General features: G+C 68.2%; 15 protein-coding genes. 7 read left to right on the top strand and 8 right to left on the bottom strand.

The window, feature by feature from the left end; translation table 11 throughout:
- Positions 1-20 precede the first annotated feature (20 nt).
- On the bottom strand, positions 21-785 hold the full coding sequence (locus OG817_RS39650; protein ID WP_131363716.1) for an SDR family oxidoreductase: 765 nt from the start codon (positions 783-785) through the stop codon (positions 21-23).
- A gap of 50 nt (positions 786-835) precedes the next feature.
- On the opposite strand from OG817_RS39650, the gene OG817_RS39645 reads away from it, so the two are divergent.
- The 3 genes from OG817_RS39645 (at position 836) to OG817_RS39635 (ending at position 4,359) form a co-directional block, all read left to right on the top strand.
- A complete protein-coding gene (locus OG817_RS39645; protein WP_406050101.1) occupies positions 836-1,504 on the top strand; it encodes a pyrimidine 5'-nucleotidase in 669 nt (222 codons plus the stop codon).
- Between the two features lie 112 nt (positions 1,505-1,616).
- Positions 1,617-2,321 (top strand): FadR/GntR family transcriptional regulator, encoded by a 705-nt coding sequence (locus tag OG817_RS39640; RefSeq protein ID WP_406050099.1) that lies wholly within the window; start codon positions 1,617-1,619, stop codon positions 2,319-2,321.
- 79 nt (positions 2,322-2,400) lie between these two features.
- Entirely contained in the window at positions 2,401-4,359 is a 1,959-nt protein-coding gene (locus OG817_RS39635; protein ID WP_406050097.1) for a glycosyl hydrolase family 28-related protein, read from the top strand.
- Here the strand turns inward: OG817_RS39635 and OG817_RS39630 are convergent.
- Positions 4,319-5,854, bottom strand: a complete 1,536-nt coding sequence (locus OG817_RS39630; RefSeq protein ID WP_406050096.1) for an MFS transporter — start codon at positions 5,852-5,854, stop codon at positions 4,319-4,321. The two genes, OG817_RS39635 and OG817_RS39630, sit on opposite strands and share 41 nt — an antisense overlap.
- 95 nt (positions 5,855-5,949) lie before the next feature.
- On the opposite strand from OG817_RS39630, the gene OG817_RS39625 reads away from it, so the two are divergent.
- Entirely contained in the window at positions 5,950-6,378 is a 429-nt protein-coding gene (locus OG817_RS39625; protein ID WP_360450074.1) for a MarR family winged helix-turn-helix transcriptional regulator, read from the top strand.
- Here the strand turns inward: OG817_RS39625 and OG817_RS39620 are convergent.
- Entirely contained in the window at positions 6,375-6,923 is a 549-nt protein-coding gene (locus OG817_RS39620; RefSeq protein WP_406050094.1) for a maleylpyruvate isomerase family mycothiol-dependent enzyme, read from the bottom strand. The two genes, OG817_RS39625 and OG817_RS39620, sit on opposite strands and share 4 nt — an antisense overlap.
- 40 nt (positions 6,924-6,963) lie before the next feature.
- On the opposite strand from OG817_RS39620, the gene OG817_RS39615 reads away from it, so the two are divergent.
- Complete coding sequence (locus OG817_RS39615; RefSeq protein WP_406050093.1) at positions 6,964-8,115, top strand: pyridoxal phosphate-dependent aminotransferase; 1,152 nt, start codon at positions 6,964-6,966, stop codon at positions 8,113-8,115.
- Positions 8,116-8,238: 123 nt separating this feature from the next.
- On the opposite strand, the gene OG817_RS39610 is transcribed toward OG817_RS39615, so the two are convergent.
- From OG817_RS39610 to OG817_RS39600, 3 genes are all read right to left on the bottom strand, one after another.
- A complete protein-coding gene (locus OG817_RS39610) occupies positions 8,239-8,838 on the bottom strand; it encodes a hypothetical protein (RefSeq protein ID WP_406050092.1) in 600 nt (199 codons plus the stop codon).
- Between the two features lie 87 nt (positions 8,839-8,925).
- Positions 8,926-9,276, bottom strand: a complete 351-nt coding sequence (locus OG817_RS39605) for an ArsC/Spx/MgsR family protein (RefSeq protein ID WP_406050090.1) — start codon at positions 9,274-9,276, stop codon at positions 8,926-8,928.
- 30 nt (positions 9,277-9,306) lie between these two features.
- Positions 9,307-9,879, bottom strand: coding sequence for a hypothetical protein (locus tag OG817_RS39600; protein ID WP_406050089.1), 573 nt, complete (start codon positions 9,877-9,879; stop codon positions 9,307-9,309).
- Between the two features lie 97 nt (positions 9,880-9,976).
- Between OG817_RS39600 and OG817_RS39595 the strand changes: the two genes are divergently transcribed.
- Positions 9,977-10,480, top strand: coding sequence for a GNAT family N-acetyltransferase (locus OG817_RS39595; protein ID WP_406050088.1), 504 nt, complete (start codon positions 9,977-9,979; stop codon positions 10,478-10,480).
- Here OG817_RS39595 and OG817_RS39590 read toward each other — a convergent pair.
- The gene (locus OG817_RS39590; RefSeq protein ID WP_406050087.1) at positions 10,427-11,026 is read right to left on the bottom strand and encodes a hypothetical protein; all 600 of its coding nucleotides are present in this window, start codon (positions 11,024-11,026) and stop codon (positions 10,427-10,429) included. The genes OG817_RS39595 and OG817_RS39590 overlap by 54 nt on opposite strands.
- Positions 11,027-11,101: 75 nt before the next feature.
- On the opposite strand from OG817_RS39590, the gene OG817_RS39585 reads away from it, so the two are divergent.
- The gene (locus tag OG817_RS39585) at positions 11,102-11,662 is read left to right on the top strand and encodes a dihydrofolate reductase family protein (protein WP_406050086.1); all 561 of its coding nucleotides are present in this window, start codon (positions 11,102-11,104) and stop codon (positions 11,660-11,662) included.
- Positions 11,663-11,709: 47 nt separating this feature from the next.
- Here the strand turns inward: OG817_RS39585 and clpB are convergent, their stop codons facing one another.
- Positions 11,710-14,292, bottom strand: coding sequence for an ATP-dependent chaperone ClpB (clpB, locus tag OG817_RS39580; protein WP_406050084.1), 2,583 nt, complete (start codon positions 14,290-14,292; stop codon positions 11,710-11,712).
- Positions 14,293-14,441 lie beyond the last annotated feature (149 nt).

Here is a 14,441-nt window from a genome sequence, read left to right as displayed (position 1 = left end):
GTTGCCGCAGGCCACCAAAGTCAGCGGCGACGGCCGTCCAGACCCACTGTGGAAAGGCGCGCGATGAGCGTGCGTGGGGTGTAGCGGGCGGCGGCCATCAGGAGCTTGTAGCGCAGGCTCGGGATCGAGATCGCCTTCCCGCGCATGAGATCCTTCCAGGCGGCGTCGACCATGTCGGTCGCGTTCAGCCACATGAACGAGGGGATCACCGACTTGTCCATCCCCATCCGGTCGTGGAACTCGGTGTGCACCAGGCCCGGGCACAAGGCCATCACGGCGACCCCCTTGGCGTGCAACTGGATCGCCAGGCCGGCCGAGAAGGTCGTCACCCACGACTTGTGCGCACTGTAGGGACCGCGCTGCAGGAACCCGGCCACCGACGACACGTTGATCACCGCACCAGACCCCCGCTCGATCATCGGGAGTACGGCGGCGTGCGTCAGCCGCAGGACGACGCGCACCAGCAGGTCGAGCTGCTTCTCCTCGGTCTCGACCGAGTTCGCCCAGAACGGCTTCTTCTGCCCGAAGCCGGCGTTGTTCACCAGGACCTCGATCGGCCCGGTCCGGAACCGCTCCTCCACTCTGGCCAGGTCGTCCCGATCGGTCAGGTCGGCCGCGATCACCTCACAGGCCACGCCATGCAGGCGGGTGAGGTCGGCCGCGACCTCCTTGAGCCGCGCCTCGTCCCGCGACACCAGCACCAGGTCGTATCCCTCCACCGCCAGTTTGTCGGCGAAGGCCCGGCCGATCCCGGTCGCGGGTCCGGTGATGAGCGCAGTCGGCACGTTCGATCCTCCTGTCGGTGACGCCCCCAGTCTGTCATTACCCTGGCCAGATGCGGCCGGACCTCGACACCTGGATCCTCGACCTGGACAACACCTTGTATCCGGCGGACTCCGCACTCGCCGCGCAACTCACGCACGGCATCCTGTCGACCGTTGCAGGTTTCTACGGCACCGACCTCATCGGCGCCCGGCGGATCCAGGCCGAACTGGTCGCGCAGTACGGCACCTCGCTGCGCGGTGCGATGATCACGCGCGCCATCGACCCGCACGAGTTCCTCGGTTTCGAGCGGCGGATGGATTATTCGGTGCTCACCCCGGACGCGACTCTTGCCACCGCGTTGCAGGCGCTGCCTGGGCGCAGGTTCGTCTACACGAACGGCTCGGTCTACCACGCCGAGCAGGCGCTCGACCGCCTCGGACTGACGACCCACTTCGACGGCGTCTTCGACATCCTGGCCGGCGACCTGATCCCGAAGCCGTATCCGGAGAGCCTCGACGCGTTCCTGACCCGCTTCGCGATCGACCCCACCCGGGCGGCCATGGTCGACGATCTCGAGGTCAACCTCACCCTTCCGCACGAGCGCGGGATGACGACCGTGTGGATATCGGGCGAGCCGTTCGCGGACGGGACGCCGTACCGGCGGATCGCGCCCCGGCGGTGGCACGCGTGGGATCTGCCGGCCCTTCTCCGGTCCATGGTCGCGCGCGCTGACATCTGACGAGTTGGCGTTGCCTCGCCGTACGACCCCCGTTAACCGGGCGATGTGACCGCGAGTGGTCTGAGGACTTACGCTGCACACCTGAGTCTGCGGGGGACAGGGGAGGTAGCGAATGGCAGCCACCGACAAGGCGTTGGCCGGCCTGCGCCAGATGATCGCATCGGGCCAGCTCGGGCCGGGGGCGAAGTTCCCGCCGGAACCGGAGCTGTGCGACCACCTCGGCGTGTCCCGCAGCTCGTTGCGTGAGGCGGCTCGTTCGCTGGCGGCGCTTGGCGTGATCGAGTCGCGGCATGGCTCGGGCACGTACGTGTCGGCGCTGGATCCGGCGGAGATCATCAGCCGGTTCTCGTTGTCGGTCGAGCTGATCCCACTGGAGGGTGTGCTCGAGTTGCTGGAGGTACGGCGGGTGCTCGAGTCGCACGCCACCGCCGCGGCGGCCGCGCGGCAGGATCCGGAGCTGGCCGCGCATCTCAGCGACATCCTCGACCGCCTCGAGTCGACCACTGACTCGACCGAGATCCAGCATCTCGACGCCGAGTTCCACGGCGCGATCTGTACGGCGGGCGGCAACCCGACCGTCACCGCGCTGACCGGCGTGATCCGCGGCCGCGGTGGTCACTACCGCATCTTCGAGCCGGGCGAGGACTTCGCGGCGATCAAGCAGACCAGCGACCGCGGCCACCGCGCCATTCTTGCCGCCATCGCCCGCCGCGACCCCTCGGCCGCCGCCACCGCCGCCTCGGCCCACATAGCCCAGACCGAACTCTGGCTCCGAGCCCTCCGCCCAGACCCCAAGGTCGAGCTCCCCGCCGACTGACAGAAATTTTCTCCCGCCTGTCGACATCTTGCGCAGATCTACATACCCTCCAGACAATTCGTTCGGAGGGGATCCGCCAATGTCCCGATCACACCTGCGCACCCTGGCCGTCGTACTGACGACCGCCGTTCTCGCCGCCGTCCTCACCACCCCAGCGATCGCCACCCGCCCAGCTCCCCGCATCACCCGAGCCGGCCTCGACCCCACCCTCGTCGCCGGTCGCGGCGCGCAGGTCCCCTTCCTCGAGCAAGAGGCTGAGAACGCCTACTTCACCGGCGAGAAGATCGGCCCGAGCCGGGAGGCCTACACCCTGCCGGCCGAGGCCTCCGGACGCACCGCCGTACGCCTGCAGCCCAAGCAGTACGTCGAATTCACGCTGACCGGACCAGCGAACGCGCTGACCCTTCGCTACAGCATCCCGGACACCCCGACCGGCGGCGGCCTCCGCGCCCCACTCGACGTCACTGTCAACGGCAAGCACAAGCGCACAATGACACTCACGTCGGAGTACGCCTGGCTGTACGGGATGTATCCGTTCTCCAACGACCCGAACGTCGACCCGATCCCCGGCTGGTGGAAGCCCGAACCGGACCCGGTCGCCAAGCCGTTCCGCCCGAACCACTTCTACGACGAACAGCGGCTCCTGCTCGACCACATCTACCAGGCCGGCGACCGCGTCCGATTCGCCGTACCGCGGAACACCCCAGCCGCCTGGTACGTCATAGACCTGGCCGACTTCGAGCTCGTCGAAGCACCGCTCAAGCAACCGCCCCGATCCCTTTCGGTGCGGCTGTTCGGCGCCGACCCCACCGGCCGGTACGACGCCGCTCCCGCGATCGAACGCACCATCGCAGTGGCAAAGCGCCTCGGCCTGTCGGTCTTCATCCCGCCGGGCACCTACCAGGTCAACCGGCACATCGTCGTCGACCAGATCACCGTCCGCGGCGCCGGCAACTGGTGGACGATCATCAAAGGCAAGGTCCTGCCACTGGACGAACCCGCGCCCGACAAGTCCGTGCACAGCGCTCCCGGCTTCTACGGGAAGTACGCCGGCGACGGCGGCAGCACCGGCGTACACCTGTCCGGCTTCGCGATCGAGAGCGACGTACGGGAACGCATCGACACCGACCAGGTGAACGGGATCGGTGGCGCGATCGGCGGCGGCTCGACGATCGAGAACCTGTACCTGCACCACACCAAGGTCGGCATCTGGCTGGACGGACCGATGGACGGCCTCCTGATCCGGAACAACGTCATCACCGACGCCGTCGCCGACGGGATGAACCTGCACCTCGGCGTATCGAACGTCCGGGCGACCAACAACTTCGTCCGCAACAGCGGCGACGACGGCCTGGCGATGTGGTCCGAGTCGAACCCCGACGGCCTGGTCAACCACGACAACGTGTACGACCACAACACGGTCCAGACGCCGGTGCTCGCCAACAACATCGCCATCTATGGCGGGCGCGACAACGCGGTCACCGACAACCTGGTCGCCGACCCGATCCGCGAGGGCAGCACCTTGCACGCCGGCTCGCGATTCAACGCGACGCCGTTCGAGGGGACGCTGCGGTTCGCACGGAACACCACGGTTCGGGGTGGTCCGCGCGACCTCAACTGGGATCTCGGCCTCGGCGCGATCTGGCTGTACGCCTTGCAGTCGACGATGTCCGGCACGATCGAGATCACCGACAGCTCGTTCCTCGACTCGACCTACAACGCGACGATGTTCGTCGTCGACTGGCCGGTGAAGGACGACTACGCGATCACAAACGTTGCGGTGCGCAACATCAAGGTCGACGGCACCGGTACGAACGTGGTGAACGCCCGGGTCGGCGGCTGGGCGACGTTCGAGAATGTCGACGCACGGAATGTCGGCGCTCCGTTCGTCAACAACTGCGGCACGTTCCACTTCGACGGTCCGCCGGAGTTCGACGTACGTCTGCTGGCCGGGAACGACGGTGGGTGGACCGGCGCGACCTGGTGCGAGGACCGGCCTACCGTCGTACCGCCTCCGCCACCCTCGGCGTGGAACTGACCCGCTGCCGGAAGGCCAGCGTCAGCACGATCGCCCCGGCGAGAGTGAAGCAGGCCGCTACCACGGCGGCTGTGTGCATCGCGTGCAGGAAGGCGTCGTTCGCGGCGCCGACCAAGTCCGGGCGATGGATGGCTCCGGCCGCGTGTCGCGTGGCCTCGGCGGAAACCGAGGCCGCGTCCCGCGCGTCGGCCGGCAGACCGGTCAGCGACGGGGCGATCGCGTGCTGGTACGTCGACGACACGATCGTGCCGAGTACGGCGACACCGAGAACACTGCCGACCTGGCGGATCGCATTGTTGACCGCCGACCCCGCACCGATGCGATCCATCGGCAGAGTCGCGATCACGGCCGCCGTCGTGGGCGCCACGATCGCACCGATCGCCAGCCCAGCCAGAGCGCCGACCACACCGACCCACACCAGCGAGGTGTCGACCAGATAGGTGAGGTTGAGCGCGTGACACAACGCGAACGCGGCCAACGCCGTACCGCAGACCTTCGCGACGCCGAAGCGACCGGCCAGCCGGGCCCCGAGCGGGGACCCCAGTACGACGCCTGCTGCGCTGGGCAACGACATCAGACCGGCGGACAGCGCGCTCATGCCACGAGCACCCTGCAGGTAGAAGGCCAGATAGAAGCTCTGACCGGTCAGCGTCAGGAACACGCCGGCGAGCACGAGGTTGCCGGCCGCGAAGCGGCGGTTGCGGAACAGCCGCGGATCGAAGCTCGGCTCGTGCTCACGCCACTCCGAGTAGAGGAATCCGGCCAGCAGGACCAGACCGGCGGCGATGCTCGCCCATACCTGCCAGCGACTCCAGCCGCCTTGGTGGCCGCCCTCGATCAGACCGTAGGACAAGCCGAGCAGGCCGAGAGTCGACAGGCCGAGGCCGAGCGGGTCGAGCCGGCGACGCTGCGGGCTTCTGGGGTTCGGGAGGACGAGGCGGGCGCCGAGCAGACCGGCCGCGACGATCGGCAGGTTGATCAGGAACACCGATCCCCACCAGAAGTGGTCGATCAGCAGGCCACCGAGCACAGGACCGACGGCCACACCCAGACCGGCCGCCGACGACCAGACGGCGATCGCACCAGCACGCCGCTCGGGCGGGAAGGTCCAACCGATGATGGCCATCGACGTCGGCCCGAGGAGCGCGCCGCCGAGGCCCATGGTGCCGCGGGCGATGATCAGCGAGGTCGGACCGTCCGCCCAGGCCGCCCAGGCAGACGAGGCGCCGAACACGACCAGACCGAGCATCAGGACAGTCCGGTGGCCGTAGCGATCGCCGAGGGCGCCGGCCGCGAAGAGTGCGGTGGCGAAGAGCAGTGAGTAGATGCCGATCGCCCATTGCAGTTGGCCCGGCGTGGCACCGAGACCTTCGACGGGGTCGGCGAGCCGTTCGAGGGCGATGCCCAGAACGGTGGAGTCGATCCAGATGAGAAGGGACGAGACGACGAGGATCGTGAGGATGCGGCGTTGCCGCGCGGGCTCGATCGAGGACACGAAGTCTCCTATGATTGACAGGACCCTGACGAGGTTTCGAGTCTCTCTCGATTGTCAGGAACCTGTCAATCCTGTTTATCGGCAGAATTGGGTTCATGGACCTCGACGACCCGACCGGCTGCGTGACCTTCCTCGTCCGGCACGCCTGGCTGAGCATGCGCTCCGCGCTCGCCGACGCCCTCGACGAGCACGGGCTGTCCGTGCAGCAGTACGGCGTACTCGTGCTGGTCTCGAAGGTGCCGGGGCGGACCGTCGCCGAGGTCGGCCGCGAGGTGGGTACGGCGCGTCAGTCCGCGAACGAACTGATCAGCGGGATGGAGCGCGCCGGGCTGCTCGAACGGCGGCCGAACCCGAAGGACCGGCGGACCCAGCAGGTCCACCTCACCCCGGGCGGCGAGCAACGCCTGATCGACGTGGGCCCGGCCGTTCGCAAGGTCGAGGAGGACCTGGAGGCGTCGTTCAGTGATGCCGACCGCGCGGCGGCTCGCGCGTGGCTGCACCACATGGTCGAGAACGCCGGCTAGCGGCCGCTGCGGACCAGCAGTCGTCCGAACTCGGTCGACGCCGTCAGATCGGTCGGCGGCCGGAAGCCCTCCTCCGCGAAGGACTCACCGAGCATCCTGGTCAGCCCGGAGTGCGCCAGCGCGACGGTCGCGTCGTCGTACCTGATCGATCGGCCGAGGCCGGTGGCGAGATCCCAGCTGTGGATGACGGTCTCGGCGACGAGTTCCTCGACGAGATGCTCGACCGGGGTTTCGCCGCGGTACGGCAGGTCGATCATGGCCGGGGCCTGGCTGAGGTCGGTGACCAGGTCGGCTTCGCGGAGGTCGCGGGCCGGGTCGTCGGTGAGGGTGTAGGTCGGCGATCCGTCGGCGAGGGGCGGCTCCTGCCCGACCGCGCAGGCTGCGAAGACCTGTTGCCAGCCGACGACGTGCTCCAGGAGGCGGCGTACGTCGTACTCGCCGCACGGCGTGGGCCGCGTCAGGTCCGCGGGGCTGAGGTGGCCGAGCAGTTCCTGCGTGTTGTGTACGGCGTTCGTCAGGAGGGTCAGCCGCTCGTCGTTCCGCACAGCACGATCTTGCCGCGGGGAGGGGGTTAGGGTCGGGGGCATGCGCGAACACGCTGTGCGGTTGGACGGGCTCGGGACGACGATCTTCGCCGAGATGTCGGCGCTCGCGGTGGCGACCGGATCGGTGAACCTCGGGCAGGGATTCCCGGACACCGACGGGCCCGACTCGCTGCTGGAGGATGCGATCGCGGCGATCCGGGCAGGCGCGAACCAGTACCCGCCGGCGCGCGGCATCCCCGCGTTGCGGCAGGCGATCGTCGACCACCAGAAGCGGTTCTACGACCTGTCGTACGACCCGGACACCCAGGTCCTCGTCACCACCGGCGCCACTGAGGCGGTCGCCGCCGCGCTGCTCGCGTTCGTCGAACCGGGCGACGAGGTGATCGCGCTCGAGCCGTACTACGACTCGTACGCCGCCGGGATCGCGTTCGCCGGCGGCCGCCGCGTGCCGGTCACGCTCCGCGCCCCCGACTACCGCCTCGACCTGGACGAACTCCGCGCCGCCGTCACGCCGCGCACGAAGGTGCTGCTGATCAACTCGCCGCACAACCCGACCGGCACCGTCCTCACCGACGACGAACTCCGCGGCATCTGCGCGGTCGCGATCGAACACGACCTGGTCGTCATCACCGACGAGGTCTACGAACACCTCGTGTACGACGGCCTACGGCACACCCCACTGGCGTCGTACGACGGAATGGCCGAGCGGACCGTGTCGATCAGCAGCGCGGGCAAGACGTTCTCGGTCACCGGATGGAAGATCGGCTGGGTCACCGGAGCGCCTTCGGTCGTGACCGCGGTGACGACCGCGAAGCAGTTCCTCACCTTCACCTCCGGCGCGCCGTTCCAGCCGGCCGTCGCCAATGCGCTTGCCCTGGGCAACGAGTACTTCGACGCCCTGCGCGCCGACCTGCAGTCGCGCCGCGACCTGCTCTGCGACGGCCTCGCCGCCCTCGGCTTCGAGGTCCACCGCCCGGCCGGCACCTACTTCGTCACCACCGACATCCGCCCACTGGGCCACACCGACGGCATCGCCTTCTGCCGCATGCTCCCCGAACGCGCCGGCGTCGTCGCCATCCCCCACCAGGTCTTCTACGACAACCCGGCCCCCGGCCGCCCCCTCGTCCGCTGGGCCTTCTGCAAACAACCCGAAGTCCTCAAAGAAGCCCTGACCCGCCTCCAAAACCTCTGAACCGGATCCCGCATGACATCTGGTGCTGCGGTGTGACACACTGTCATCAGCTCACGAGCGCTGCTCGATCGAGAAGTGAGGCTGGGAACCCCTCCGGATGGTGGGACCCAGCCTTCGCGTCTTCTAGCGCACCACAACGTCGTGCCGAGTGAGGATCTCCTCCAGCGGCAGCACCCAGCGCGGTTCCCCCAAGGTGGCAGCAGTCACCGCGCCCGCGATCGCGTCCGGGATCCAGAGCATCGGGTCGTCCTTCGGCCGCGCGAACCTGACCACGAGGCTGTCCGGCACCAGCCCCTTCCGGCGGGCGCTGTCGATCAGTCTGATGTCCCGGCGGTCGGGTACCGCGGATCGCGATTCCATCCACACGTCGCCGACTCCGAAGACCGCAAGCTCGTGAAGCAACCTCTCGAGGCAGCAGCGTCGTGCGCGTTCCTGCTTCGGGCCCAGCATCGGCGACCCGACGACCACGACGGCGGCCAGGTCCAAGCTCGCGATGAACGCAGTGACCGCATCCCGGCGTTTGGGCGACTCGTTAGCCCAATGAAGTCGCCCGGTACGCCCCAGCGTGAGCGCGCGCAATCGGTCTCTGACCTCAGGGCAGGCGGCGAGATCGGCGACCGCCGCGGCCATCGTGTAGGCCCCGTCCGAACCGGTTCGACCGACAATGACCGATTCGTCGACCCAGGCGGTCAGGGCGAAGTCCGGCGGGAGAGCGGTGTGCACCCACGGATTGTGCAGGAAATGGACGTCTGATCGCGGGCTCTGTCCACAGGTGTTTTGGGGCAGGTGGGGGCAGGGCGGGGCAGATCGTCAGCGGAGGAAGCCGGAGAGGGTTTCTGGGTCTCGGACGACGGCGGTGGTGGCGTCGTCGGCGGTGAGGATGGGGCGTTGGATGAGGATGGGGTGGGTGACCATCGCTTCGATCCAGGCGGGGCGGTTGGTGGCGTCTCGGGGGAGGTCGCGGAGGGGTTTGGCGTCGGGTTCGTTGTGGCGGACGAGGTCCCAGGGCTCGAGGTTGAGGCGAGACAGGACCTCCGTCAGTTCGGCCGCGGTGGGCGGGTCGTCGAGGTAGCGGCGAACCGTGTAGGTGACGCCGGCCTCGTCGAGGGCCTTGGTGGCAATGCGGCACTTGGAACAGGCCGGGTTGATCCAGATCTCCACGGATGAATTCCTTCGGGTGGGGCGGACGCGTCAGCGGTGGTGGAACCAGAGCTTGGTCGGCTGCTGGAGCATCAGGAACAGCAGTGTGCCGTGAATCGCCAGCCCGAGGATGCCGCTGGGCAGCGCAACCACTCCACCCACGATGCCGATCGCGGCGACCACGATCAGCATGACTCGGGCCCATGCGCGGCGCTTCCGGACGAAGATCGCCGGCAGGATGTAGATGAAGGCGCAGATCACCGCCGCCGCCACGGCGACGCCCTGCGCATCCTTCGTGCCGGTGAGGACCTCGGAGATCTGCTCACCTGCAGAGGTCAGCGCCAGACCGGCGAGCAGGATGCTCATCACGCCCAGGCCGAGCGAGATGACCGCGGCGATCGTGACCTGCTTGGGCGGAGCCACCGGCGCCTGCGCCGTCGGGCCCGCGCCGTACACACCGCCGTACGCTCCCGGCCGATCGCCGTACGCACCAGGTCGGTCACCGTACGGCGTCCCGCCAGGCGACGGCGGACCCGCTACATCTCCGGGTGAGCCGAAGACACCGCGATACGGACCGGGCCCGTGCTCGGCCCGTCCCGGCTCGTCGCCCTGCTGCTCGGTCATGCGCTGAAGACTTCCTTCCACCATCCCCCACCCCTGATCCTCGCAGATCGCCCAAATTCTGTTGCCCATCAACGGAGCCGAAGGTGATGGTGGCCCTGTGGATGCTGCCGAATTCGAGCTGCGGAGTGGTGTCGATCCGGGACTCGAGGAGGACCTGGTCGACCGACTGGTCGAGTACAACAAGGAACGGTCCGAGGTGGTCCGGGAGCGGTTCGAGCCGGCGAACCTCAAATCCGAACCGGTGCACGTGTTCGCCCTCGCACCTGACGGATCACTCCTCGGCGGCTGTGCGGGCCGCGTGGAGCGGAGCTGGCACTGGCTCACGATCGACACGATGTGGGTCGACGCGAACACCAGAGGCCAAGGCATCGGGACCGCCCTGCTGGAGGCGATCGAGGCGCAAGGCCGAGCGCGCGGTTGCCGGTGGGCCGACGTCACCACCTTCGAGTTCCAGGCGCCGGACTTCTACCGCAAGGCCGGGTACGAGCAGTACGGCGTCAAACGCGACTACCCACCCGGACACACAAACCACTTCCTCCGCAAGGACCTAGGACTCGGTGAGGGTGATGTCGAGGTGGGGGAAGGTCAGGTGGGGGCGTAGATCGGCTGGCGTGAGTGGGGCGAAGGCTGGGGCGTGGAAGTGGACCGAGGTTCCGGTGCTGCCGTCGGAGTCGACGGGGTCCAGGCCAGTCACCGGTACGCCGTACTCGTAGCGCTGGGTCCAGGACCCGTTGAGGCGGCGGTTGGTGTGGGTGAGGCGATCGCTCAGGGCGGCGACCACTGACATACCGCGGCGCGGGTGCCCGTCGGGGAGGAGCGGCGCGGCCGGATCCTCGAAGAAGCGAAGGTCTTGCGTGGCCATGACCGGCTTCTTGATCGGTCGGCCGTGCTCGTCGGCACGGGTGTCCGTCCCGCGCCCGTCGTCCGCGACAGTGATCGAACCGTCAGCGTGCAGCGTGACAGTGCAGACACCGCGTCGCCCGGAGGATTCGGCCTCGTCGTCAGGGTAGGCAACGACCTCCAGTACGAGGTGGAGCAGCCCACCAGGCGCGTACTGCTCGATATTGGCCCGGATCTGGGCCAGGTGCTTCCGATCCACCGATCCGGCCCAGTCGTGCGTGGTGTTCACCCAGTTAGCCCGTGTCACCTGCCCATTCTGCCCGATTCCTTTCGGCTGATCCGCGGTCTACACGTGTGAGACGAACCTCTTGGAAGGGGAACCATGCGCAGGATCATTGCCTCAGCACTGATGACGTTCGACGGTGTGGCCGAGGACCCCGGCGGTTTCGGCGGGGCACCGTTCGGGGGGTGGGCCGGGCCGTACTTCGGTGACGAGGCTGTCCGGCGGTCGATGGAGAAGCTGTCGAGCTGTGACTACTTCCTCTGCGGCCGACGTACCTATCAGATGTTCTCCGCCGCGTGGGGGAACGCCGAAGGCCCGTACGCCGAGGCGCTGAACCGCATCCCGAAACTGGTGGCCTCAACAACGCTCACCGGCGAACTCACCTGGAACGCGTCGCTGCTGGAAGGCGACGCGATCGAGGCACTGAAACGGATCAAGGCAGAGCCCGGCAGGGACATCATCATGTACGGCAACCCGACGCTCCTGCACAGCCTGCTGCGCAACGGGCTCGTCGACCAGCTGGACATCATGGTGCATCCGCTCATCCTCGGCACCGGCGCCCGCCTGTTCCCGGACGGCGCGCCCCGCACCGAGCTCGAGCTGGTCAGTCAGACCACGCTTCCGACCGGAGTCATCGCACTGACCTACAAACCCTCCTGAGCAAACAAATGCTGGGCCGGCACAAAGCCGGCCCAGCATTCAGAGGGTTAGGCGGGGCTGACTTCCAGGGCGTCCTTCGCCTCGTTCAGGGTGACGTTGACGGTGTCACCATCCCGGACAGTGCTGTTGAGCAGACTCCGGGCCAGCTCGTCACCGATGGCAGACTGCACCAGCCGACGGAGCGGACGAGCGCCGTACACCGGGTCGTAGCCGGTCATCGCCAGCCACTCCATCGCACCCTCGTCGACGTCCAGGGTGATCCGGCGATCGGCCAGACGGCGCTGCAACGCCTTGATCTGCAGGGCGACGATCTGGGTCAGCTCCTCGCTGCCGAGCGCGTCGAACAGCACGATCTCGTCCAGCCGGTTGATGAACTCCGGCTTGAACGACTGCCGCACGACCGCCATCACCTGGTCGCGCTTGGCCTTGTCGTCCAGCCCAAGGTCCGCCAGGTACGCCGACCCCAGGTTGCTGGTCAGGATCAGGATCACGTTGCGGAAGTCGACCGTGCGACCCTGGCCGTCGGTCAGCCGACCGTCGTCCAGCACCTGCAGCAGGATGTCGAAGACCTCGGGGTGGGCCTTCTCCACCTCGTCGAGCAGGATCACCGAGTACGGACGGCGGCGGACAGCCTCGGTGAGCTGGCCACCCTCCTCGTACCCGACGTAGCCGGGCGGGGCACCGACCAGCCGCGCGACGCTGTGCTTCTCGCCGTACTCCGACATGTCGATGCGGACCATCGCGCGCTCGTCGTCGAACAGGAAGTCCGCGAGCGCCTTGGCCAGCTCGGTCTTACCGACACCGGTCGGACCCAGGAACAGGAACGAACCGGTCGGCCGGTCCGGGTCGGAGATGCCCGCGCGAGCACGCCGTACTGCGTCACTCACGGCCTTGACCGCCTCGCGCTGGCCGATCAGCCGGCGACCCAGCTCGTCCTCCATCCGGAGCAGCTTGCCGGTCTCGCCCTCGAGCAGCCGGCCGGTCGGGATGCCGGTCCACATCGCGATCACCTCGGCGATCTCGGTCGGGCCGACCTCCTCGTTGACCATCGCGTCCGGTCCCTCGGCGACCTCGGGCTCCTCCGACGCACTCTCCAGTTCCTTGGTCAGCTCGGGGATCTCGCCGTACAGGATCCGGGAGGCGGTCTCGAAGTCGCCGTCGCGCTGCGCCCGCTCGGCCTGGCCGCGGAGCTCGTCGATGCGCTCCTTGACCTCACCGATGCGGTTCAGGCCGGACTTCTCCTTCTCCCAGCGGGCCTCGAGTGCACGCAGTTCCTCCTCGCGGTCGGCGAGGTCGGCGCGCAGCCGCCCGAGTCGCTCCTGGCTGGATGGGTCCTCCTCACGCGACAGCGCGAGCTCCTCCATCTTCAGCCGGTCGACAGTACGCCGGAGCGAGTCGATCTCGACCGGGGACGAGTCGATCTCCATCCGCAGCCGGGACGCGGCCTCGTCGACCAGGTCGATGGCCTTGTCCGGCAGTTGGCGGCCGCTGATGTAGCGGTGCGACAGGGTGGCCGCGGCCACCAGGGCGGAGTCGGAGATGGCGACCTTGTGGTGCGCCTCGTAGCGCTCCTTCAGACCGCGCAGAATCGCGATCGAGTCCTCGACCGACGGCTCACCGACGAACACCTGCTGGAAGCGTCGCTCCAGCGCCGGGTCCTTCTCGATCCGGGTCCGGTACTCGTCCAGGGTGGTGGCGCCGATCATCCGGAGCTCGCCACGGGCCAGCATCGGCTTCAGCATGTTGCCGGCATCCATCGAGCTGTCGCCGGTCGCACCGGCGCCGACGACGGTGTGCAACTCGTCGATGAAGGTGATGATCTGGCCGTCGGAGTCCTTGATCTCGGTCAGTACGGCCTTCAGCCGCTCCTCGAACTCACCGCGGTACTTCGCGCCCGCGACCATCGCGCCCAGGTCGAGGCTGATCAGCCGCCGGCCGCGCAGCGACTCGGGCACGTCACCGGCCACGATCCGCTGGGCCAGGCCCTCGACGACGGCGGTCTTGCCGACGCCGGGCTCACCGATCAGGACCGGGTTGTTCTTGGTACGCCGGGACAGCACCTGGACGACCCGGCGGATCTCGGAGTCTCGTCCGATCACCGGGTCGAGCTTGCCGTCCTTGGCCCGCTCGGTCAGGTCGACGCCGTACTTCTCCAGCGTCTTGGTGGTGCCTTCGGCCTCCGGGGAGGTGATCCGGCGGTTGCCACGCATCTGGTCGAACGCCTGCAGCAGCGCGTCCGCGGTGACGCCGAGCGCGGTCTTGGCGTTGCCCTCGACGGTGGCCAGCGCGATCAGCAGGTGCTCGGTGGAGACGTACTCGTCCCCGAGCCCGAGAGCCCGCTGCTCCGCCTGGCTCAACACGTCGCCGGTCTTCGGCGACAGGCTCGGCGCCTGCACGCTGCCACCGCTCGCCTTCGGCAGGCGGCTCAGCTGCTCGGCGGTACGGCGGCGTACCGCGTCGAGGTCACCGCCGGCGGCCTCGAGCAGGCCGACGGTCGTCCCCTCGGGCTGCGCCAGCAGCGCGGACAGCAGATGAATCGGTTCGACGGTCGGATTGCCCGCCGAGGAGGTCTGGCGGATCGCGACCGACAGGGTTTCCCGGGCCAGCGTCGTCAACCGCTGAACGTCCATATGGTTTCCCGCCTTTCAAGCTCAAGCAACAGCAAACACTGGGTACAACCTATCCAAACTTGAGTCCATTCCACTCAACTCTGGGAAATCCCCGGGAAATCTCAGGGTCGGGGCAGAACCTTGGGCCTCGGGCTCCGACGCGACCACGA

This window comes from Kribbella sp. NBC_00889 (assembly GCF_045207705.1).
Lineage (GTDB): Bacteria > Actinomycetota > Actinomycetes > Propionibacteriales > Kribbellaceae > Kribbella.
This window is presented reverse-complemented; position numbering and strand designations above follow the sequence as displayed.

What these genes read in the sequence shown, in the direction of transcription:
- OG817_RS39600 (WP_406050089.1), bottom strand. Translation starts at nt 9,879, where the DNA reads ATGACCGAGCAGCAGGGCGACGAGCCGGGACGGGCCGAGCACGGGCCC.
- OG817_RS39585 (WP_406050086.1), top strand. Translation starts at nt 11,102, where the DNA reads ATGCGCAGGATCATTGCCTCAGCACTGATGACGTTCGACGGTGTGGCC.
- clpB (WP_406050084.1), bottom strand. Translation starts at nt 14,292, where the DNA reads ATGGACGTTCAGCGGTTGACGACGCTGGCCCGGGAAACCCTGTCGGTC.
- OG817_RS39635 (WP_406050097.1), top strand. Translation starts at nt 2,401, where the DNA reads ATGTCCCGATCACACCTGCGCACCCTGGCCGTCGTACTGACGACCGCC.
- OG817_RS39640 (WP_406050099.1), top strand. Translation starts at nt 1,617, where the DNA reads ATGGCAGCCACCGACAAGGCGTTGGCCGGCCTGCGCCAGATGATCGCA.
- OG817_RS39645 (WP_406050101.1), top strand. Translation starts at nt 836, where the DNA reads ATGCGGCCGGACCTCGACACCTGGATCCTCGACCTGGACAACACCTTG.
- OG817_RS39615 (WP_406050093.1), top strand. Translation starts at nt 6,964, where the DNA reads ATGCGCGAACACGCTGTGCGGTTGGACGGGCTCGGGACGACGATCTTC.
- OG817_RS39625 (WP_360450074.1), top strand. Translation starts at nt 5,950, where the DNA reads ATGGACCTCGACGACCCGACCGGCTGCGTGACCTTCCTCGTCCGGCAC.